The following is a 22,044-nucleotide window of genomic DNA, read 5'->3' as shown; positions in this document are numbered from 1 at the left end:
ATATGAAACAAATTAAAGGACCTGCATTATTCTTGGCGCAATTTGTGGGTGACGAAGCACCATTTAATTCACTTGAATCAATCGTCGAATGGGCCGCGTCCATTGGATATAAAGGGGTTCAAATTCCGACTTGGGATAGCAGACTTTTTGATTTGGAAAAGGCGGCGTCAAGCAAAGATTATTGTGATAATGTTAAGGCAACCTGCGCTAAATATGGTGTGGAGGTCACAGAACTTTCGACACACCTTCAAGGGCAACTTGTAGCTTGCCACCCTGCGTACGATACACTTTTTAATGATTTTGGGCCCGAGCATGCTCGTGGTGATCATCAGGCCAAAGAAAAATGGGCGACTGAGCAGTTAATGATGGCGGCCAAGGCAAGCGGACACATGGGGTTAACGGCGCATGCGACATTCCCCGGCGCGCTATTATGGCATACGGTTTACCCGTGGCCGCAAAGACCAAAGGGGCTAGTGGAAGAAGGTTTTAAAGAACTGGCTCGACGCTGGAAACCTATTCTTGATGCCTTTGATGGGGTTGGTTGTGACGTTTGTTATGAACTTCACCCAGGTGAAGACTTGCATGATGGTGTCAGCTTTGAAAGATTTCTTGCAGCGGTTGATGATCATCCACGCGCCAATATTCTTTATGATCCAAGCCACCTCATTTTACAGGGTATGGATTATGTTGAATTTATCCATATTTACCATGACCGTATCAAAATGATGCATGTTAAGGATGCGGAACTAAACTGTGACGGACGCAGTGGCGTTTATGGTGGTTATCAGGATTGGATTGATCGTCCGGGGCGTTTCCGCTCATTAGGGGACGGACAGGTTGATTTTAAAGGGATATTCAGCGCACTTACCCAACATGACTTTGATGGCTGGGCTGTGGTAGAATGGGAATGCTGCATGAAGCATCCGGAAGATGGTGCCCGCGAAGGGGCAGTGTTCGTGAATGAACATATCATCCGCCCAAGTGAATATAGTTTTGATGATTTTGCCGGTGGCGGATCAGATGAGAATTTAAACAAAAAACTGATTGGAATTTTATGATGTCAGAAATTGATAGAAGACAGCTTCTTAAAAATATTGCGATTATGACGGGTGGAGCGTTGTCTGCATCTGTTGTATCTGGTGTGATGTCCGGCGCATTCGCGCAGGAACGAATTGACGTCGATAATCCGGTCTTTAGTGACGCGGAACTTAATCTTGTAGCGGAAATGGCCGACATGATTATTCCTGATACGGATACACCGGGGGCAAAGGCCGCAAAAGTACATCAATATATCCACGCCATTGTCGGTGATTGGTATTATGATGATGAACGCGCCACATTCATGAAAGGGCTCCATGCAGTTGATAGCGGATTTATGAACGGATCAGCATCAGAACGTCATGCCATTATGACCAAGCTAGATAACGAAGAAGCAGAAGAGGGCAAAACATTCTTCCAGACGTTTAAAGAATTGACGCTCGTTGGTTATTTCTCATCACAGATCGGCGCGGAACAAGAACTTAGGTACGAACAATATCCTGGACCATACGAAGGATGCGTGCCGTTTGAAAAAGTCGGCAGAACCTGGGCGACTTAAGGAATTATTATGGCCGAAGATTTTGATGTAATCGTCGTTGGTTCCGGTATTTCCGGCGGGTGGGCAGCCAAAGAATTTTGTGAAAAAGGTTTTAAAACCCTTGTGATTGAACGTGGCCGTCATGTGGAGCACGGCGAAGATTACATTGGTGAAAATAAAGACCCGTGGGAAATGAAGTTTCGTGACCGGGTTGACCGCAAACTTGCGGATCAAAGATATCCAAGACAGAAACGTTGTTATGCTTTTAAGGATAGCACGAAGCATTTCTTTAATGACGATGTGGATTATCCATATTCCGTGCCGGAAGGGCGCAATTTCGAATGGATCAGGGGACATCATCTTGGGGGGCGTTCGTTATTATGGCACCGTCAAAGCTATCGTTGGAGCGACATGGATTTTTCATCCAACGCCCGTGATGGTTACGGCACGGACTGGCCGGTTCGTTATAAAGACATGGCACCGTGGTATGATTATGTTGAAGAATTCGTTGGCATCAGTGGCACCATGGAAGGCATGGACCAATTGCCGGATGGCAAGTTCTTGCCGCCGATTGGTTTTAACTGCGCGGAAGAAGAATTCGCAAAACGTATTGAAAAAGCGTTTGATGACAGACGTTTGATACCGGGGCGTTGTGCGCATCTTACGGAACCGACGGAAGTTCATATGGAACTGGGGCGCGGGACATGTCAATCACGCAACCAATGTCAGCGCGGTTGTTCGCTTGGTGCTTATTTCTCAAGCCAGTCGGCAACCCTGCCAGCGGCGGATAGAACAGGCAATATGACAATTGCCACTGATAGTATTGTTCACAGTATTATTTATGATGATGAAACCAAACGTGCATCGGGTGTTCGCGTTGTTGATGCCAACACCATGGAAGGCAGAACATATTCCGCAAAGGTTATTTTCCTTTGTGCGTCGACACTTGGCACGGCGCAAGTGCTGCTGAATTCAACAAGTGAACATTTCCAAAATGGTTTCGCCAACAGTAGTGATGCGGTTGGTCGTTATTTGATGGATCATCTTGCATTTACGGGTGCGACTGGTGAACTTCATGGTTTTCAGGATCATTATTATATTGGCAGAAAACCAAACAGTATTTATTTGCCACGCTTTACCAACCTTGAACGCGATGAAGAGGATTTCTTACGCGGTTATGCTTATCAGGGTGGCAGTAGTCGACTTGGCTGGAGCAGCAGATTGTCTGATAAAGGGTTCGGTGCGGACTTTAAAGAAAGCTTTAAAACGCCTGGCGTGTGGGAAATCGGCCTTGAAGGATATGGTGAAATGCTGCCAATGGCGGATAACCGTGTGACCTTGCATAAAACCAAAGTGGATAAATGGGGAATGCCGCAGCTTCATATTGATGCGAAGTTTGGTGAAAATGATAAGAAAATCAGAAAAGCCATGCGCGAAGAAGCAGTGAAAATCATGCAGGCAGCAGGCCTTAAAAATATCACAACTTATAATACCGAAGACAGCCTTGGCTTAAGTATCCATGAAATGGGTACGGCGCGTATGGGCAATGATCCGCGTGAAGCGGTCGTAAACGGTTACAACCAATGCCATGACGTGGAGAATGTGTTTATCACGGACGGTGCAGCGATGGCGTCATCAGCTTGCCAAAATCCGTCATTAACATACATGGCATTTACGGCACGTGCAGCGGATTACGCGGCAAAACAAATGAAAATAGGGAAGCTCTAATGACTGAAGAATTTGATGTAATCGTTGTTGGCTCCGGTATTTCCGGTGGCTGGGCCGTGAAGGAATTTACGGAAAGAGGGTTTAAAACCCTGCTTTTGGAACGCGGTAGGCATGTTGAACATGGTGAAGATTACCTTGGCGAAAATAAAGACCCGTGGGAATTAAAATATCGTGACCGTGTTGACCGGAAATATGCCGATAAACATCATCCAATTCAAAAGCAATGTTATGCGTTACGCGACGGCACAAAACATTTTTTTGTGAAAGATCACGAACATCCATATTCCCATCCGGAAGATAAACCGTTTACGTGGATCCGTGGCGACCACCTTGGTGGTAAATCATTGCAATGGGCCCGTCAAAGTTACCGTTTGAGCGACCTTGATTTTGAAGCCAATAAAAAAGATGGCCATGGTGTTGATTGGCCGATCCGTTATAAGGATTTAAAGCCATATTATGACCATGTAGAAGAATTCGCAGGTATTAGTGGCTCTATGGAAGGGCTGTCGCAATTGCCGGATGGTGTTTTCCAGCCGCCAATGGAACTTAATTGCGGTGAAAAAGAGGTTAAAAAGCGCGTTGAAGCAAAAATGGAAGATGTGAAATTAATCATTGGCCGTTGTGCGCATTTAACGAAACCAACAGAACTGCAACAATCATTGGGGCGTAGCACGTGTCAGTCACGTAACCAATGTTACCGTGGCTGTTCGCTTGGTGCATATTTCTCTAGTCAGTCTGCAACATTACCAGCGGCGAATTTGACGGGTAATCTAACCACATTAACGGATAGAATTGTTGAACGTGTTCTTTATGATCCGGCAACAAAGAAAGCTACAGGCGTACGCGTTATTAATTCAAAAACAAAAGAAGTTACCGACCATACGGCTAAAGTTGTTTTCTTATGCGCGTCCACATTGGGCACGACGAAAATTATGCTTCAGTCGACCAGCGAAGATTTCCAAAATGGTTTCGCCAATGGAAGTGGCGCGCTTGGTCATTATTTGATGGATCATCTTTATGCGACGGGCGCGTCCGGTGATTTGGACGGCTTCGAAGACAAATATTACATTGGCCGTCGCGGCACAGGAATTTATATCCCGCGTTTCAAAAACCTGCATGGTCAGGAAGAAAAATATGTTCGTGGCTTTGGTTGGCAAGGTGGCGCGCGTCGTTATGGCTGGCGTGATGACCTTGATAAAAAAGGGTTCGGTGCTGATTTTAAGGAAAGCTTTAAAACACCAGGCGGATGGAGAATGTCCATCGGTGCATTTGGTGAAATGCTGCCGCGTTATGACAATAAAGTGGAACTCCATAAAACGAAAGTTGACCAATGGGGGCTGCCGCAGCTTGAAATTGAATGTACATACGGCCCTAACGAAGAAGCCATGCGTGAAGATATGTTGAAAACATCCATTGAAATTCTGGAAGCGGCGGGGCTTAAGAACGTCCGCGGTTATCAGGGCAGCATGACGCCGGGTATTGCTATTCATGAAATGGGAACGGCGCGTATGGGACATGATCCAAAAACAAGCGTGCTTAATAAACATAACCAAACCCATGAAGTGGATAATGTTTTTGTCACCGATGGCTCCAGTATGACATCATCGGCCTGTCAAAACCCGTCATTGACATATATGGCGTTGACCGCACGTGCTGTTGATTATGCCGCAACGCAGCTTAAGGCTGGAAAATTATAGAAAGTGATTTCATGAACAGAAGAAACTTTTTAGCCACAACTGCCGCCTTTGGCGCAGTAAGTTTGTTTGGAATGACACCCGCAAATGCGGCAAAAATTACAAACCCGGGCATTCAGCAATATGGTATTCGCGGTATGGTCCGTGAAAACATGGAACGTTCTTTCGAACAACTTGCTGCCCTTGGGTATAAAGAGGTCGAGCTTTATCGCTTATTGGGAAAAAGTGCTTCTGAAGTAAGAACGATATTAGATCAAACGGGCCTTGTATCGCCATCTATGCATGTAATATTGGATCAATTGATCGGTGATAAATTAAAAACTGAAATTGAAAATGCCCATACCTTGGGACAGCAATATATAACGCTTGCGTGGCTACAACCAAATGAAAGAGAAACGCTTGATCAATATAAACACCATATTGAACAATTCCAAAAAATTGGGGAAGAATGCAATAAAGCGGGTTTGAAATTTGCCTATCATAATCATGAGTTTGAATTTATTGAAATTGATGGTGTAGTTCCGTTTGAAATGATGATGGATCAGCTATCAAGCGATGTTTTTGCATCGGAACTTGATCTTTATTGGCTGATTGATGCTGGAAAAGATCCGCTTGATTATATTGCGAAATATCCTGGACGTTTCCCGATGTGTCATTTAAAGGACCGCAGGAATGACGGTAAAATGATGAATGTGGGTAAGGGGGATGTTGATTTTGATGCGATCCTTTCCCAAGCATCAAAAGCGGGGCTTAAACATTTCTTTGCAGAGCATGATAAAGCGGATGATGAAGCGGTCTTTATGGCAGAAAGTCTGACCGCTATAAAGAGCTTTGAAATTCGGTAATTCATCATGTAAGCTCATCCCTATGTAAAAATAGGGAGACCATAGTGAGCGAACAAGCCGTTAAAATTGCAATATCGGATGACAACCCTGGTATTGCAATTGTTTCATTTAACCGTCCTGACCAATTTAATTCCATAACGATCGATGTGCTTGACGGCATGATCCAGGCCGCCGAACAAATCGCGGCGGATCAGAATATTCGTGCTGTTATTTTAACGGGTGAGGGGCAGTTTTTTTCAAGCGGTGCAGATTTCTCTTTGTTCGCGGGGGCGATGGCAGAAAAAGACACGACCAAATCACGTTTTCTGGGGGGCAAGGGTGCAAAGATGTGTGATGTGTGGGAAGCACTTCCGCAACCAACCATTTGCGCCATAGAAGGGGGTGTTGTTGGAGGTGGTCTTGCGCTTGCGATGGCATGTGATTGGCGGATTATGGGTGCATCATCATATGCATATGTTCCCGAAGTAAAAATGGGCGTTAATTTTGGCTGGGGATCGCTTCCGCGTTTAACGGGTCTTGTTGGTGCACCAAAGGCAAAATATATGTCGATCCTTTGTGAAAAACATGGGGTGGATGAATGTCTGGAATGGGGGCTTGCTGATTTTAAATCGGATGATGGTGGCGCTTTGTCAAAGGCCATGGAACTAGCCGGAAAAATTGCTGAATTTCCAGCTTTACCCGTACAACTGATTAAGCGAGGCGTCAATATAAGAGCAGGCGCAATCGCGAAAGTTTCCGGTTATGCGGATACGGAAGATTTACTTTTATGCATGAAGGATGAAGAGGCCGGACTTTACCGCATGGAAACCATCAAAAAATTACAGGGGAAATGATTTGGCAAATTTTGAAGATACATTACTTCTTGGGGATTTTTTAGAAAGACGCGTACAAGATCACCCGGACAGGGTTGTGTTTTATTCACGGGGCAGGGAAACAACATATAAGGAGCTATCTGAACAGGTGGATATTTGCGCCCGGGCGATGCTTGCTTCTGGCCTTAAAAAAGGGGACGGGGTCGCCGTTTTATCATCACAAAGAACCGAAATTTTCGTTACGTTTTTTGCGGCGGCTAAAATCGGGCTTCTTTGGATGGGGATTAACCCAAAATATCAACTGCGTGAAATGTCGCATGTTGTTTCGGATGCGAAACCAAAAATGATTATCGGTATTCAGGAACTTGATGGTCGAAATTATCATGATGAATTATCAAACATTCGCGAAACATTCCCGTTCGTTGAGCAATTCATTGGGTTTGATGGTGATGACAGTTACGATAGGTCCTTTGATGACTGGATGTCCGGCGAATTAGCATCAAATGATGAACTTGATGCGGCGATAAGTCAGGTTAACAGTGATATTGATACCATGCTTATTTATACATCAGGATCAAGCGGCACACCAAAAGGAGTATTGTTACCACAAAAGGCAATCTTGAAACGCGCCATATATGAATGGGATGTGTTTAATTTGGATGATGATTATCCACGCGGAATGTGTCCGTTACCGATTACCCATGTGGGCGGGATTATCGTATTACCACTTTATGCCATGGTTGGCGGTGGCAATATGATCCTGATGGAAACGTTCGATTTAAATGAATATGTCGGCAACATCATTAATGACAGGGTCAATATGCTGGGCGCTGTGCCAGCCATGCATATGTTGATGTTTAAACATCCGCAGTTCACGCTTGATCTGCTAAATGAAAAAATTAAATGGATTTTATGGTCCGGCGCAAAAATGCCTGATGAGGCCGTAAAAGTTTTTTATAGCACCAGTTGCAAATTGGGTTCCACATATGGAACGACAGAAAGCTGCGCGTCGGTGACATTCGCCATAAATGACACATCATCGCTTGAGGTCATGACAAATACAATCGGTAAAGGCATGCCGGATGGCGAAGTGAGGATTGCCAATGATGATAAAATTTGTGCTGTGGGTGAAGAAGGTGAAATTCAAGTAAAACCCGATTTTTCAATGTCAGGTTATCTGAATAATGAAAAAGCCACACGCGAAGCATTCACAAGTGATGGATGGTACCGCACGGGTGATATCGGTGCCATGCGCGAAGACGGCAACTTCACATTCACCAGCCGTATGAGCGAAATGTACGTATCTGGCGGATATAATGTTTACCCGTTAGAGGTCGAACAAACATTGGAAAGTCATGAGAAAATAGCTCTTGTCGCAGTGATTGATGTGCCGGATGAAATATATGGCCATGTAGGATGGGCATATATCATGCCGAAACCGGGCATGGAACTATCCGAAGAAGAAATCGATGAATTTGCCCGTGGGCAGCTTGCCAATTACAAAGTGCCACGTAAATATTTCATTGAACCTATGCTGCCAATGTTGCCAATTGGAAAGATTGATAAGGTTACGTTAAAGAAGAAAGTAAGTGAAGGATAAGAGTATATGTATAAGGTTGAAGTTGGTAAGTCAGTAAAAGAGGCAATTGAAAATGTGGTTGAGTGCTACAAATCAGGTGGTATGGAAAAGGCCGTTTCCTTTTTAAATCGAATAGTCGAAAATCCGGATGCCTTAAAAAAAGATATGCCAGATTTTGATTGTGACGAGGTGCTTTTATACGTTGATGAAAATGTGACGGCTTATTATATCGCAACGACACCGGGCTTTAACTATCCACCCCATGAACATGGCATGGAAGCCGTCGCAGCCATTTACGGCGGTGCAGAAACCCATGACTTTTTTGATCGGGACGGGGATAATGTTAAATGGCGTTCACAGGTATCATTCCCGGCGCCAGCGGTCGTTGATCTTAAGACAGATGCGGTTCATTCTATTTGCAATTTGGGTGATAAGCCCAATGAAACATTGCACTTTTATTTTGGTGATCTTGAATGTGCGACGCGAAATATGTGGGATATGGATGGTAATAACCCACAGCAATATGAACACGAAACATACCTGTCATTTGCAACGCCAATAAATTAAATCCTAAAAAATTAGGAATTAAGTGTTGACACTTTTGATCATATCTCCTAAATAATTAGGATGTAATGATAAGGAGTCGTAAATGGCGCGTAAAACATCGAATACTTTAACGGATGCGGAAAGTCGCATTATGGACGTCCTCTGGCAACAGAAAGAGGCAAGCGTACGTGATGTGATGGATGGCATTTCCGGCGAAACCAATCAAGCCTATAATACGATCCAAACCATACTCGGGATTTTAAAAGAAAAAGGGTTCGTGGACACAAGGAAAGAAGGTAGGGCCTTTCTTTATCGTCCATTAATCAGCAGAGGCGAGGCGAGAAATCAAGCCTTGAAACAGTTGATTGGAAATGCGTTTGGTGGTTCAACGGCCGCACTCGCACAACATTTATTTAAAGACAGTGATATTCACGAAGGGGAAATATCCGCACTCGAACAGGTCCTTGAAAAGGCCATTCAGGAAAAGGAATAACGAGATGAATATGATAAATTTCCCTCTTCTAGAGCTAGCAGGTAATAATATTTGGCAAAGCCTTATCATTCTTGGGGTTGTTCTGGTCGTTTTTAAAATGATCAGTAAATCAAGTGCAGAAGAAAGATCTTGGAGCTTAAGCGCGACATTATTCGTACTTGCGATATTGCCGTTTGCAGCATTCCTACCTGGTGAAGGTCTAAAAATGATCAAGGAACCGGCACCCGCGAATTATTCTGCATATGAATATTCGGTCATTAATACTGTAGATTCAGATAGTAGTTTTATTCCCAGAACACCGGTGCCAGAGAAAAAGACATTAAAAGAACTACCACTTGAAAAGGTAGAATTACCGACAATTGGGAAAGATGAACTTGTTATCGCTGCGCTTGCATTGTGGTTTGTTGGTTCTTTAATCGCCCTCATTAAATTGGGTGGTGCTGCGCTTAATGCATCGCGTATTAAATCAAGTGCTTATCCATATGTTCTTGATGATAGTCTTTCTAAAAACTGGCCGGATGATATTGAGGTGGCCGTCAGCGATGATGTGACAAGTCCAATTGTAATCGGTTTTGTAAAACCGCTTATTATTTTACCAAGCCGTTTTGTGAATTCTATGACGGCGGATCAGTTAAAACCACTGCTTTATCATGAACTTGCGCACATTAAGCGCTTTGATAATTGTTTCTATCTGATTGAACGTGTCATTCTGGCCTTATATTGGTGGAACCCTGTGATGCATTATCTTGCAGCAAGACTTGCGGAAGAGCGCGAACTTGCTTGTGATGATCGCGCGGCCCTTGAATGTGGTGATCAGGTTGAATTTGCAAAATCCTTGCTTACTGGTGCAAAGCATTTGATTGGTCATAATAAAAGCGTACTTGGTCTTGCTGCACTTCGTCGGGAAAGCGTGCTTAGCAAAAGAGTAAAACGCATGACCGAGGGCATGACATTGAAAGGCGTTGATATGACGCGACTTGCAAAGAATGTAATCGCCATTTGTTTTACCATCGCTATTATTGGATTAATCACACCAAGGTTTAATGAAAGTTTTGCGCAAGATAGTGATTATAGCGACCGCATTGAAGCTTTATTAAAAATTGAAAGTGGTGATGGTTTTACGGTTGGTCTTGATGAACTGCCGGATGAAGCAATGCCGGAATTCACAGCTGAATTTATGGCAAAGGATGATCTATCACGTGAGCAATTGAAACGCCTTGCGATTAGAATTCATAATATTGAAGATGAAGATCTTCAAAGTGATGCCCTAAATCATATTTTGGCAGCTGATGATGATGAGCTAGATCTTGAAACACGTAAACTTGTTATCGCTTCTGTATTAGGCAGAGCTCGTGTGCAGGAAATTCGTGAAAGTATTAAAGAAGGTATTCGTAATATTCCTTCTAATATTGAAATTGAAGCTATTCGCGAAGATATAAGACAAGCGATTAAAGATCTGCCTACGGAAGAGATGATCCTTGAAATTCAAACGGATATTGCAGAAGAAATAAAGAACTTGCCGACAGAAAGGATCATTGCCGAGGCCCACGCAGAGGTGGAAAAAGCATTGGCAGATTTACCAAAAACGCTTGAAGGTGAAATTGATATGGATGCAATTATCGCTGAAGTGGAAACTGAATTAAGAAACATCGAAATAGATATTGATGTTGATGAAATTCGCGCTGAAATTGAAATGAGCCTGGAAGAACTTCCGACACAAGAAGAGATCGAAGAAATGAAAAAAGATCTTGAAGAAAGCCTTTCCGAAGTGTTGACGGAAGAAGAGGCAGAAGAAATGCGTAGAGAGCTTGAAAAAGAGCTAGAGCGTTTCCCAACAGGCGACGAAACCGAATAATTGAAAAATAGCAAATTATTTTATTAAAGATACTGGACGAGAGACCCCAAAAGCGTATAAATAGGTCACATATAGTAATACTTATGGAGACTGAATATGAGCGGTGAATTGGTAACAATTTTTGGTGGCTCTGGATTTATCGGCAGAGTGCTCGTCCAGCATCTTGCAAAAGCGGGATACCGCGTTCGTGTTGCAGTGCGTCGTCCGAATAGCGCACTTGATGTAAAAACATTCGGTGATCTTGGCCAAGTTCATCTTTCACAAGCAAATGTCAGAAACAAAGCATCCGTTGAAGCAGCGATTAAAGGGGCGGATCATGTGATTAACCTTGTGGGGTTATTATCAGAAAGCGGTGCGCAGACATTTAATAAAATCCATGAAAAAGGTGCCGGCATTATTGCAGAGGTGGCCGCAGCAGAAAATGTTCAGTCTCTTATCCATATGTCAGCGATTGGTGCAGATGCAGAATCAGAATCAAAATATGGTCGTTCGAAAGCAGCTGGTGAAAAACTGGTAAAAGAAAATTTCCCTAATGCAACAATCATTCGCCCAAGTGTTGTTTTTGGCGCGGATGACAATTTCTTTAATAAATTTGCCGCAATGGCGAAATTGTTCCGTATTCTTCCTGTGATTTGTGGTGAAACAAAATTCCAGCCTGTTTATGTGGCTGATGTTGCTGACGCCATCATTGCGGCTTTAGGAAACGAGGACGCGGCAGGCAAAACATATGAAATTGGTGGGCCTAAAGAATACACATTCCGTGAACTGCTTGAGCTCGTCAATGAAGTGACAGACCAGAATGTTCCGCTTATTACCATTCCATTAAAGATGGCATATTTCCAAGCGTTCTTCCTTGGTATGTTGCCAAATCCAATGGTGACAATTGATCAATTGCGCTTGATGGAAAATGACAATGTGCCGGCGGATGGTGCATTAACCATTTCGGATTTGGGTGTTGAACCAATCCCGGCAGAGGCGGTCATACCAAATTATCTGGTGCATCACCGTCCAATGGGACAGTTTAAAACGGTATCATAAAATTTATGTTATGAGTTGTGATGAGCATTGCCAATAAATTGAAATATAGTGTTGGCGATGTTAAAGTCGTGCGCGAATTTAAGTTAGGAATTTTATGATCCGCTCCTTTTTAAGAATACTGTTTTTTGGTCTTGTCGCCTTAACGGCGATGCTTGGTGTTTCAAATGCAACTTCTGTCAGAACGGATCTGGCAAATCTTGAATTAACGGCGGATAAAACAAGCATTTCACCCGGATCAGAATTTACCGTTATCATTGAAATGACGCCAGACGAGGGGTGGCATGGTTACTGGGAAAACCCGGGTGATGCGGGTTTGAAGCTGGAAATGGATTGGAAATTACCGGATGGCGTTGAAATTGGGGATTTCCAATTCACCACACCTCATCTTATTCCATTTGAAGAGATCGTATCATATGGTTACGAAGGCACAGTCACCATTATTGCGGATGGCAAGCTTTCCGAAGACTTTAATCAGGATCAATTAATCTTAAGCGGCAATGCATTCTGGCTTATTTGTTCAGATGCGTTATGTGTGCCGCAGGATGCACCAATTAGCCATACAATTGATATTGGTGACGATGTAACGGATAACGCCCGCGTCGCGACCGTAGAGACCGTAAAAGCTGATATGCCGGTTCATATTGACTGGCCAAGTAGTTTTCACACAGACGGTGAAAATTTCACCGTTAAAAGCATTCTTCCTGATGAAATAGCCGTCATTGAAAGCGCATATTTATTCCCCTTTTCAGATGGAATGATGGAAAATGTTTATAGACAAAACCTGTCATTCATTAATGGGGAAATCATCGGCCGTTTTAATAACGCCTTCAGATACGAAGATAATGATACATTCGAATTTGTACTGACCTTTAAAACCGGGGAAGGCGTGGATCACGCATATTTCCTATCGGCTTCGAAATCGATGGCACCTATTGCACCAGTTTTTGAAATGGAAAGCAGCGAAGCAGCACCCACATTACCATCACTTGATTTTGGTACGGCACTGTTATTTGCGTTTCTTGGTGGTGTGATCTTGAATTTGATGCCATGCGTGTTCCCGATTTTAAGCCTTAAAGCGATGAGTGTTGTTGAGCTTTCCAAAAAAGATCCGACAGAAGTTCGCATAAGTGGTCTGCTTTATACAGGTGGGGTAGTTTTAAGTTTCGGCCTTCTTGGTGTCATCGTAAGCCTGTTTTCGCTTGGTTGGGGTTTTCACATGCAAATGCCACTTGTGAATTTCTCGCTTGGTTTATTGATGGTGCTTATTGGGCTTAATCTGCTCGGCGTTTTTGAAATTGGCAGCAGCCTGATGGGGGTTGGTCAAAATCTGGTTGCATCAAATAACAGCCGCAAATCAACCTTCTTCACGGGCGTTCTTGCAGTGGTGGTTGCAACGCCATGTACTGCGCCATTTATGGCGGGTGCGCTTGGGTATGCATTTTTATCGGGCGGTGTAACTGGAATTATCATTTTCCTTGCGCTGGGGTTTGGTCTTGCGTTTCCATATTTATTGCTTTGTTTTGTTCCTGCGTTCAGGCGAGCTTTACCGCGTCCGGGTGCATGGATGGAAAATTTACGTAAAATACTTGGTATTCCAATGTTTGCCACGGCGTTATGGCTGTTCTGGATTTTGGGGAATCAATTGGGCGTTAATGCCATGACAATTGCAATTGCCGCTGGATTATTATTATCGTTATCAATTTGGGCGCTTAATAAGAACGAAACATTATGGAAAGCGGTATCAATAATCAGCGCCATCGGTGTATTATTTACGGGGTATTATCTATCGAACCTCGATACTCAGAAATCAGTCATCGAAGCGGACGAAAGCGGATTACAAGCGATTGCGTTTAGTTCAAATGAATTGAATGCCATGCTTGATCGTGGAGAGCCCGTATTCGTGTATTTTACGGCAGATTGGTGCGTGACGTGTAAATTAAATGAACGTGTGGCCCTTTCGCAGGATAATGTGCATCAGGCATTTGCCGAAAAAGACATCACGGTCATGGTTGGTGACTGGACCAATCAAAACCCGGATATCACACGCACGCTGCAGCGTTATGGCCGCATTGGTGTGCCGCTTTACCTATATTTCCCAGTGGGACGCACAATGGATAACCCTGATATCCTGCCGCAAATTTTAACGCCGGATATTGTTATCGATGCCCTTTAAAGGGATTTATTAATTTCCCGAATTTCATCTATCAATTTTTTGAAATGTCTAAGTTCAGATGCGGTGCTGATGAAGACGCGTCTTAACCACCAGCGGTTTTTATACTTCGTCGTGGTGATGTAAAAATCGCCCTTGTTTAAAAGTTTCTTTCTGATGTCCAGCTGTCGTTGGTCGTCGCCATCAATTCTGAAACAGATAATGTTTGTTTCCGGTGTTACGCCGCATTCAAAATCATTCAGTGAATTTATGTATTCTGCGGCATCTTGGGTGAGCTTTGTTCTGCCGGAAATATAATCCGCTAATTTTTGTTCACCCATGGCGGCTACAGTCATAAACATTTTTACACCAAGGGCCGATTTGGTGCATTCTAGGGTTCTTAAGGCAAGATCAACGCCGGGCTGGTCTTTTTCATGGAACATGTAACTGGCGTCCTGGCTAAAGGCGCTATTAATATGGCGGTGATCTTTCACCAGTATCGTTGCGCATAAGGCAGGGGTTCTGAACATCTTATGCGCATCCCAAATCACGCTGTCGGCCAGCTCAATACCTTCAACAAGATATCTTAATTCATCACAAATAATCGCGCCTGCACCGTGGGCCGCGTCCACATGGAACCAGATGTCGTGCTTTTGACATATTTCACCCATTTCCTTAAGCGGGTCATAAAGACCGGCAGCTGTGCCGCAAGCATTTCCGACGATTGCTAAAACCTGTTTGTTTTCGTCTTTTAAAGTTTCTAACATTGCCGGGATTTCTGATGGAAGTACCCGACCATCTTGATCAGCAGGCAGTGCGATGCAATTTCTTTCACCAAGCCCCATAATACCCGCAGTTCGTTTAAGTGAATAATGGGACTGTTCAGGCACAAGAATGACCATATTGCCCGGTGTACCATCACGCCAAAGGTTCGGGAATTTTGCACTTCTTGCGGCAAGCATGGCCGTTAAGTTGGCAAGTGACCCACCGTGGGTCATCACCCCGCCCGCATATTCTGTCATTGTTTCTGCCTCTACCGATCCGGGTAGCGGTGATGGCGTCCATCCGATTTTTTCAAGCATCCAATTGATCATTATATATTCGATGGTCGTTGTTGCTGGCCCCATTTCATATATGGATGTTTCATTGTTGGTTAAGCCATCAATCATCGCCGCATAGGCACCGTTACTATGCGGTGCGCTGATTTGATGCGCGAGGCACTGTGGATGATGAAGCTTTGTTGTTAGATTTAAATAGTCATGGGTGAATTTTTGTAATCTTTCCCCCTCGAGCCCGCCATTTTCAAGTAAATCCAATAATGAAAGATCATTAATGATATCTTTCATCGGAACCTGATCGATAACGGTTGTATTTTCGTCTGCGGACGTGTCCAAATAATCTGACAGCTCATTTAATACTAACGTGCCGTCATCAATAAATTTATTCGCCATGGGGGTTATCCTAATTCTGCGTTAATCTGTCTTACTTTTTCAATTAATCCCTTGATTACCCCCATGTCGGTGTCAGGATTAATCAGCACACATCGAAGCCAACGTGCCTTTTTATATTCTGTCGTGGAAATATAATATTCACCCGTTTTTAAAAGCTCTTTTCGAATGTCCAATTGTCTTTGGTTATCATTCCCAATTCTGAAGCACAATATGCTTGTTTCCGGTGTGACCGGGCATTCAAAATCATCCAATGAATTTATATATTCCGATGCTTCGATTGCAAGGTCGGTACGGCTTTCGATATAATCATAAATACCGTTTTCACCCATTGCCGCGATCGTCATGAACATTTTTAATCCAAGCCCGGATTTGGTGCATTCAACGGCGCGCATCATTTGATCAACACCGGGTTGTTCCTTATCATGCACCAGATAGCTTGCTTCCTGTGAAAAGGCACCATCAAGGTGGATTGCTTTTTTAACAAGTAACGCCGCACATAATACTGGCGTTCTGAACATTTTATGGGCATCCCAAATGATACTGTCTGCTTTACGGATACCCTTTACCAAATGGCGATATTTTTCACTGACGATAGCACCTGCACCGTGGGCAGCATCCACATGGAACCAGATATTATGTTCTGCGCAAATATCACCGATTTTATCAAGTGGATCATAAAGTCCCGCCGCAGTGCCGCATGCATTGCCGACAATTGCCAGAATATCTTTCCCTTTTGATTTTAAGTCATTGATTAATTCAGGAATTTCTTCCGGTAAAACGCGACCATCATCATCCGCAGGCATTTTGATGCAGTTCTTTTCCCCGATGCCAAGAATGCCAACAGTGCGTTTTAAGGAATAATGGGATTGTTCCGGCACCAACACCACTAGATTAGCTGGCGTTCCATTTTCCCAAATATCAGGAAACTTGGCGCTGCGTGCGGTTACGAGGGCGGTGAGGTTCGCAAGTGAACCACCATGGGTCATGACACCACTGGCATATTCATTTGCATCATATTCTTCGTTAATTGGTGCCGGTGTCCAGCCGATATGTTCAAGCATCCAGTTGATCATAAAAACTTCAAGGGCAGTGGCGGCAGGACCCATTTCATAAATCGCCATCGCATTATTGGTGAAACCATCAATATAAGAACCAAGCGCACCAGTTGGGTGTGGCACACTAACCTGATGGCCCATATAGTTTTTATGATGAAGCTTTGTTGAATTTGATAAGTAGCTTTCCAGGAACTGTTCCAGGTTCCCGTCTTTAAGGTTTCCTTTTTTAATAAGGTCTGACGCATTTAGGTTCGATAAAATTTCGGACATTGGTCGCTGTACAATGACGGATGATTTTTGATTGGCACAGACATCAAGATAATTATTGAGTGCGTTTGTGACCGTTTTAATATCGTTTTCGAAATTTGGATTTTTCATTAAGGAAACTCTTATATAATATTATTATCAGTGACTTTAGTTATATAATTAGAATGATTCAATCATATATCTCACTTGCTTGTTTTATCTGTCGATTTTATTGATCTATGTCAATGACGCAACTGTTTTATTGGTGTATTTCATGGCAAAATAAAAGTTAATATATAGTTAATTTGATTTGAGGGGTCAGATTTTTTCCATGTGAATTATAACAATATGGAATTGGTTTGGTGAATTTTTTAATAATTTTAGTTGTTAGTATTTAGTGTAGTATCAGGAGTAAATATTATGGGTGAAGATAGAATTGATAATGAGGCTTGCAATAAAACAAGGCTTATGAATCGAATGATTGGCAACAGCAGCCGATTAACACAAGAACTTAACAAGCGTATGAAACAAGAATTTTCGCTTTCTTTGGCGAAATATGATGTTCTTATGGCAATTGAACGTGCGGAGGATGGTGAGATTACCATGAGCAATCTGTCGCGTGAACTTTTGGTTTCAAACGCCAATATGACGGGCATGACTTCGAGATTACAAGCCGACGGCTTGGTCGAAAAGAAAACAATGCCGTCAGACAGGCGTATTTATAGTGTCGCTTTAACAGAAGAGGGACGCACGCGCCTTGAACAGGCAATTGAAAAACATGGTATCTGGATTAGAGAGCTGATGGATTGCATCGACAGTGATGAAGTTAATTTTATGAATAGCTTTCTTGATAAAATGGATAAGCAGACAGATAGTTTTTCAGAAAATGATTAATATGTAATCCGCGTAGAATTAAAAAAGGAGACTTGTTTAAGTCTCCTTTTTTTTATTTATTAATCCGTAAGGTCTTCCCAAAGTTCTTTTGCTTTATTGATAAAGCCGGAAGCTTCCGGGCTGACGTCATCACCGCATTCTTCGGCGAATGCTCTTAACAGTTCTTTTTGTTTCTTACTTAGGTTTACTGGTGTTTCAACATTGGTTTCGATAAACATATCACCATATGTGCCACGGTTCAGAACAGGCATGCCTTTACCGGAAATTTTATAACGCTTGCCAGTTTGGGTGCCTTTTGAAATTTTTACTGTGGTTTTATCGCCGCCGATTGTCGGTACTTCGATTTCACCGCCGAGGGCTGCTGTTGTCATCGGAATTGGAATTTCACAGAATACGGTTGATCCATCGCGCTGGAAAATCGGGTGATATTCAATATCAATGAAAATATATAGATCACCACTCGGTCCGCCGCGTGTCCCTGCTTTGCCTTCACCGCTTAAGCGAATGCGGGTACCTTCTTCAACACCAGCAGGGATTTTAACGTCGAGCGTTTTATTTTTATTCTTTTTACCTGTGCCGGAACAGTCACCACATGGGTTTTCGATGGTCATGCCTTGTCCCTGACAAGATGGACATGTGCGTTCCACCATAAAGAAACCTTGCTGGCTCCTGACCTTGCCGATACCGTTACATGTGGTACATGCGCTTGGTTTTGTACCGTCTTCTGCACCGCTACCGTCACAGGTATCACAAGCAACGGATGTCGGGATTTTAATCTTTTCAGATTTACCAGTGAACGCATCTTCTAATGTGATTGTTAAATTGTAACGAAGGTCAGATCCACGTCTTGATGCGTTAGGATCACGGCGTCTGCCGCCGCCCATTCCGAATAAATCTTCGAAAATATCGGAAAAACCGGATGCTTCAAAACCGTGGAAACCGCCACCGCCGCCGCCCATACCGCCGTTTTCAAAGGCAGCATGTCCATATTGATCATAGGCAGAACGTTTTTGATCATCCTTTAGGATGTCATATGCTTCGCTGACTTCTTTGAATTTTGCTTCTGCTTCCGCATCACCGGGGTTTCTGTCAGGATGATATTTCATCGCGAGTTTTCGGTATGCTGATTTTAATCCCGCAGCATCCGCGCTTCGATCGACACCAAGTGTTTCGTAATAATCCTGTTTAGACATGTTGTATCCGGTTCATCTCTAATAACAATTGCGCCACTTTAAAAGCGGCGCAATTTTACTTTTACATTTACATCCGATTATTTTTTGTCGTCTTCAACTTCTTCGAAGTCGGCGTCAACAATGTCATCATCTGCGCTCGCAGCGTCGTCTGCTGCTGCGTCATCACCACCTGGTGCTTCGCCGCCAGCTTGTTGATCTTGGTATAGAACCTCACCAAGTTTCATCGCTGCTTGCTCTAGTGCCTCTGTTGAAGATGTAATCGCATCAATGTCGTCGCCTTCAACCGCTGTTTTAACGGCTGCTACGGCATCTTCAATCGCTTGCTTGTCGTCATCGCCAAGCTTTTCGCCATGCTCTTTAAGTTGGCCTTCGATTGTGTGTGCCAGTGATTCACCTTTGTTTTTAGCGTCCACAAGCGCACGACGTTTTTTGTCTTCTTCTGCGTTTGCTTCGGCTTGTTTGATCATATCTTCGATATCATCATCGCTTAGGCCACCTGATGCTTGAATACGGATGGCGTGCTCTTTGCCTGTGCCTTTATCTTTCGCAGAAACATTCACGATACCGTTCGCGTCAATGTCGAATGTAACTTCGATTTGTGGAACGCCGCGTGGGGCAGCCGGAATACCAACAAGGTCAAATTGACCAAGAATTTTGTTATCCGCTGCCATTTCGCGCTCACCCTGGAATACACGAATTGTCACAGCAGATTGGTTGTCTTCGGCTGTTGAGAATGTTTGTGATTTCTTTGTTGGGATTGTTGTGTTGCGATCAATCAAACGTGTAAACGCACCACCCAGTGTTTCAATACCAAGTGAAAGCGGTGTAACGTCAAGAAGTAGCACGTCTTTAACATCACCCTGAAGAACACCTGCCTGAATCGCAGCACCCATTGCCACAACTTCGTCAGGGTTCACGCCTTGGTGAGGATCTTTGCCAAAGAATTCTTTCACTGTTTCGATTACTTTTGGCATACGTGTCATACCGCCAACAAGAACCACTTCATCAATTTCAGCGGCTGAAACGCCTGCATCTTTTAGTGCTGCCTGACATGGCTTAACTGTACGCTTAAGAAGATCGTCAACAAGTGCTTCTAACTTCGCACGAGTAAGCTTAAGTGTTAAATGCTTTGGTCCAGATGCATCAGCCGTAATAAACGGAAGGTTGATTTCTGTTTGCTGTGCAGATGAAAGTTCGATCTTCGCTTTTTCAGCGGCTTCTTTAAGGCGTTGAAGCGCCATATTGTCATTAGTCAGGTCAATGCCGTTCTCTTTTTTGAACTCGTCTGCAAGATATTCAACAAGACGCATGTCAAAGTCTTCACCACCAAGGAAAGTGTCACCGTTTGTTGATTTTACTTCGAATACGCCATCACCGATTTCAAGGATCGATACGTCAAATGTACCACCACCAAGGTCATAAACAGCGATTGTTTTACCGTCGTTCTTTTCAAGACCATATGCAAGAGCCGCTGCTGTTGGCTCGTTGATAATACGAAGTACTTCAAGACCAGCAATCTTACCGGCGTCTTTTGTTGCTTGACGCTGTGCATCGTTAAAGTAAGCAGGAACGGTGATAACAGCCTGTGATACTGGCTCACCAAGATACTGTTCTGCTGTTTCTTTCATTTTTTGAAGGATCAACGCAGAAACCTGTGATGGGCTCATTTTGTCGCCGCGGGCTTCAACCCATGCGTCGTTGCTGTCTGATTTAATAATTTTATAAGGCACCATTTCGATGTCTTTTTTCGTGGCAGGATCATCAAATGAACGACCGATCAAACGCTTAATTGCGAAAAGTGTGTTTTCCGCGTTTGTTACTGCCTGACGTTTTGCTGCCATACCGACTAGTTTTTCACCGTCTTCTGTGAATGCAACCATCGAAGGGGTTGTGCGACCGCCTTCTGCATTTTCAATAACTTTTGGTTTTGAACCATCCATGATGGAAACACATGAGTTTGTTGTTCCCAAATCAATACCAATAACTTTTGCCATACTATCCTCGTTTTCTTAAATCACTTGTTACGGGTCTTAATTTAAAGCCCCACGTAAAAGTATTTTATTAAAATATATGTTTGCTGCGCTTTGCGCTCTTCTCATGGTGCTTATATAGGGCCATTTTTTTTGATCGCAAGGGTTTTTATCGAAGTTTTTCATTTTTTTGTTAGAATGGCTGTAATCGTTTGTCCTGATTATGATTTAAGACTATCGATTTAATGAAAATTTGAACAATTAAATGAGTGTGACGCTATGAAAAAACTGATTGTTATTTTATCTATTTTGGTGACTTTCCCGTTTGCTGCAAATGCTGCGGATGGTGATATAATTGTATCTGGTGAATGGGCACGTCCGATACTGATCGCGGGCCGTCCGGGTGGGGCTTTTTTAACAATAAAAAATAATGGCGCGGATACTGACAAGCTGGTCGGGGCAACGTCATCCATTTCACCGCGTGTTGAAATCCACAATCATTTAATGGAAGACGGTGTAATGAAAATGCGTCAAGTGGATGGTGGTATCGAAATTCCGGCGGGTGGTTCTGTGGAATTAAAACCAGGCAGTTATCATATCATGATGTTTGAAACGGATAACAAATACGGACCGGGTGATACCATTGATCTAAAGCTTGAATTTGAAAAAGCGGGCGAGATTGAAAAGAAAGTAGAAATTCGTGCGAGACAATAAGAAATTTTAATTTATTTTATGTGTTGAATAATTGAAAAATTTAAAGGCTGATATTGATTTTGCGATAAGTATTTTTGTCATAGATTCAAGGCGTTAGAAAATACATTAAAATACGGACCGCTTTGAATGTTTTAAACGTATTCTGATATAGCTCATAATGTGATCTCAATTGCGCATAAATAGTTTGTTTTTATTGCCATAAATGC

Annotated in this window: 18 protein-coding genes; 14 read left to right on the top strand and 4 right to left on the bottom strand. The window is 43.2% G+C overall.

Going from position 1 to position 22,044, the window contains the following annotated elements:
• Nucleotides 1–2: 2 nt before the first annotated feature.
• The 12 genes from KW060_RS10810 to KW060_RS10755 all read left to right on the top strand — a co-directional run bounded on the left by KW060_RS10810 (nt 3) and on the right by KW060_RS10755 (nt 14,339).
• The gene (locus KW060_RS10810; protein WP_249034838.1) at nt 3–1,058 is read left to right on the top strand and encodes a sugar phosphate isomerase/epimerase family protein; all 1,056 of its coding nucleotides are present in this window, start codon (nt 3–5) and stop codon (nt 1,056–1,058) included.
• Complete coding sequence (locus KW060_RS10805) at nt 1,058–1,597, top strand: gluconate 2-dehydrogenase subunit 3 family protein (protein ID WP_249034837.1); 540 nt, start codon at nt 1,058–1,060, stop codon at nt 1,595–1,597. Before KW060_RS10810 ends, KW060_RS10805 begins: the two co-directional genes overlap by 1 nt.
• A gap of 9 nt (nt 1,598–1,606) precedes the next feature.
• On the top strand, nt 1,607–3,304 hold the full coding sequence (locus tag KW060_RS10800) for a GMC oxidoreductase (RefSeq protein WP_249034836.1): 1,698 nt from the start codon (nt 1,607–1,609) through the stop codon (nt 3,302–3,304).
• Nucleotides 3,304–5,001: a GMC oxidoreductase gene (locus KW060_RS10795; protein ID WP_249034835.1), complete on the top strand. Its 1,698-nt coding sequence runs from the start codon at nt 3,304–3,306 to the stop codon at nt 4,999–5,001. Before KW060_RS10800 ends, KW060_RS10795 begins: the two co-directional genes overlap by 1 nt.
• A gap of 11 nt (nt 5,002–5,012) precedes the next feature.
• Nucleotides 5,013–5,843 (top strand): TIM barrel protein, encoded by an 831-nt coding sequence (locus tag KW060_RS10790; RefSeq protein WP_249034834.1) that lies wholly within the window; start codon nt 5,013–5,015, stop codon nt 5,841–5,843.
• A 44-nt stretch (nt 5,844–5,887) separates the two neighbouring features.
• Entirely contained in the window at nt 5,888–6,676 is a 789-nt protein-coding gene (locus KW060_RS10785) for an enoyl-CoA hydratase/isomerase family protein (protein ID WP_249034833.1), read from the top strand.
• 1 nt (nt 6,677) lies between these two features.
• The gene (locus KW060_RS10780; RefSeq protein ID WP_249034832.1) at nt 6,678–8,255 is read left to right on the top strand and encodes a class I adenylate-forming enzyme family protein; all 1,578 of its coding nucleotides are present in this window, start codon (nt 6,678–6,680) and stop codon (nt 8,253–8,255) included.
• Between the two features lie 6 nt (nt 8,256–8,261).
• Nucleotides 8,262–8,801, top strand: a complete 540-nt coding sequence (locus KW060_RS10775) for a hypothetical protein (RefSeq protein WP_249034831.1) — start codon at nt 8,262–8,264, stop codon at nt 8,799–8,801.
• Nucleotides 8,802–8,883: 82 nt separating this feature from the next.
• Entirely contained in the window at nt 8,884–9,273 is a 390-nt protein-coding gene (locus KW060_RS10770; RefSeq protein WP_249034830.1) for a BlaI/MecI/CopY family transcriptional regulator, read from the top strand.
• Between the two features lie 4 nt (nt 9,274–9,277).
• A complete protein-coding gene (locus KW060_RS10765; RefSeq protein ID WP_249034829.1) occupies nt 9,278–11,128 on the top strand; it encodes a M56 family metallopeptidase in 1,851 nt (616 codons plus the stop codon).
• Nucleotides 11,129–11,224: 96 nt separating this feature from the next.
• On the top strand, nt 11,225–12,166 hold the full coding sequence (locus KW060_RS10760) for a complex I NDUFA9 subunit family protein (protein WP_249034828.1): 942 nt from the start codon (nt 11,225–11,227) through the stop codon (nt 12,164–12,166).
• Nucleotides 12,167–12,260: 94 nt separating this feature from the next.
• Nucleotides 12,261–14,339, top strand: coding sequence for a protein-disulfide reductase DsbD family protein (locus tag KW060_RS10755; RefSeq protein WP_249034827.1), 2,079 nt, complete (start codon nt 12,261–12,263; stop codon nt 14,337–14,339).
• On the opposite strand, the gene KW060_RS10750 is transcribed toward KW060_RS10755, so the two are convergent.
• Together KW060_RS10750 and KW060_RS10745 are read right to left on the bottom strand one after the other, a co-directional pair.
• The gene (locus tag KW060_RS10750) at nt 14,336–15,766 is read right to left on the bottom strand and encodes a pyridoxal phosphate-dependent decarboxylase family protein (RefSeq protein WP_249034826.1); all 1,431 of its coding nucleotides are present in this window, start codon (nt 15,764–15,766) and stop codon (nt 14,336–14,338) included. The genes KW060_RS10755 and KW060_RS10750 overlap by 4 nt on opposite strands.
• Before the next feature lie 5 nt (nt 15,767–15,771).
• Complete coding sequence (locus KW060_RS10745; protein ID WP_249034825.1) at nt 15,772–17,199, bottom strand: pyridoxal phosphate-dependent decarboxylase family protein; 1,428 nt, start codon at nt 17,197–17,199, stop codon at nt 15,772–15,774.
• A gap of 288 nt (nt 17,200–17,487) precedes the next feature.
• Here KW060_RS10745 and KW060_RS10740 point away from each other — a divergent pair, with 288 nt between their 5' ends.
• Nucleotides 17,488–17,961 (top strand): MarR family winged helix-turn-helix transcriptional regulator, encoded by a 474-nt coding sequence (locus KW060_RS10740; RefSeq protein WP_249034824.1) that lies wholly within the window; start codon nt 17,488–17,490, stop codon nt 17,959–17,961.
• A 59-nt stretch (nt 17,962–18,020) separates the two neighbouring features.
• On the opposite strand, the gene dnaJ is transcribed toward KW060_RS10740, so the two are convergent.
• Nucleotides 18,021–19,154: a molecular chaperone DnaJ gene (gene dnaJ, locus KW060_RS10735; RefSeq protein ID WP_249034823.1), complete on the bottom strand. Its 1,134-nt coding sequence runs from the start codon at nt 19,152–19,154 to the stop codon at nt 18,021–18,023.
• A 77-nt stretch (nt 19,155–19,231) separates the two neighbouring features.
• On the bottom strand, nt 19,232–21,148 hold the full coding sequence (dnaK, locus tag KW060_RS10730; protein WP_249034822.1) for a molecular chaperone DnaK: 1,917 nt from the start codon (nt 21,146–21,148) through the stop codon (nt 19,232–19,234).
• 255 nt (nt 21,149–21,403) lie between these two features.
• Here dnaK and KW060_RS10725 point away from each other — a divergent pair, with 255 nt between their 5' ends.
• Nucleotides 21,404–21,838 (top strand): copper chaperone PCu(A)C, encoded by a 435-nt coding sequence (locus KW060_RS10725; RefSeq protein ID WP_249034821.1) that lies wholly within the window; start codon nt 21,404–21,406, stop codon nt 21,836–21,838.
• Nucleotides 21,839–22,044 lie beyond the last annotated feature (206 nt).

It is taken from the genome of Pseudemcibacter aquimaris (assembly GCF_028869115.1).
Lineage (GTDB): Bacteria > Pseudomonadota > Alphaproteobacteria > Sphingomonadales > Emcibacteraceae > Pseudemcibacter > Pseudemcibacter aquimaris.
The sequence above is the reverse complement of the archived record's forward strand: the minus strand, read 5'-3'. Positions and strand labels throughout refer to the sequence as shown.

Coding starts and splice junctions, on each gene's coding strand:
- KW060_RS10810 (WP_249034838.1), top strand. CDS start 3: ATGAAACAAATTAAAGGACCTGCATTATTCTTGGCGCAATTTGTGGGT.
- KW060_RS10805 (WP_249034837.1), top strand. CDS start 1,058: ATGTCAGAAATTGATAGAAGACAGCTTCTTAAAAATATTGCGATTATG.
- KW060_RS10800 (WP_249034836.1), top strand. CDS start 1,607: ATGGCCGAAGATTTTGATGTAATCGTCGTTGGTTCCGGTATTTCCGGC.
- KW060_RS10795 (WP_249034835.1), top strand. CDS start 3,304: ATGACTGAAGAATTTGATGTAATCGTTGTTGGCTCCGGTATTTCCGGT.
- KW060_RS10790 (WP_249034834.1), top strand. CDS start 5,013: ATGAACAGAAGAAACTTTTTAGCCACAACTGCCGCCTTTGGCGCAGTA.
- KW060_RS10775 (WP_249034831.1), top strand. CDS start 8,262: ATGTATAAGGTTGAAGTTGGTAAGTCAGTAAAAGAGGCAATTGAAAAT.
- KW060_RS10770 (WP_249034830.1), top strand. CDS start 8,884: ATGGCGCGTAAAACATCGAATACTTTAACGGATGCGGAAAGTCGCATT.
- KW060_RS10765 (WP_249034829.1), top strand. CDS start 9,278: ATGAATATGATAAATTTCCCTCTTCTAGAGCTAGCAGGTAATAATATT.
- KW060_RS10760 (WP_249034828.1), top strand. CDS start 11,225: ATGAGCGGTGAATTGGTAACAATTTTTGGTGGCTCTGGATTTATCGGC.
- KW060_RS10755 (WP_249034827.1), top strand. CDS start 12,261: ATGATCCGCTCCTTTTTAAGAATACTGTTTTTTGGTCTTGTCGCCTTA.
- KW060_RS10750 (WP_249034826.1), bottom strand. CDS start 15,766: ATGGCGAATAAATTTATTGATGACGGCACGTTAGTATTAAATGAGCTG.
- KW060_RS10745 (WP_249034825.1), bottom strand. CDS start 17,199: ATGAAAAATCCAAATTTCGAAAACGATATTAAAACGGTCACAAACGCA.
- KW060_RS10740 (WP_249034824.1), top strand. CDS start 17,488: ATGGGTGAAGATAGAATTGATAATGAGGCTTGCAATAAAACAAGGCTT.
- dnaJ (WP_249034823.1), bottom strand. CDS start 19,154: ATGTCTAAACAGGATTATTACGAAACACTTGGTGTCGATCGAAGCGCG.
- dnaK (WP_249034822.1), bottom strand. CDS start 21,148: ATGGCAAAAGTTATTGGTATTGATTTGGGAACAACAAACTCATGTGTT.
- KW060_RS10725 (WP_249034821.1), top strand. CDS start 21,404: ATGAAAAAACTGATTGTTATTTTATCTATTTTGGTGACTTTCCCGTTT.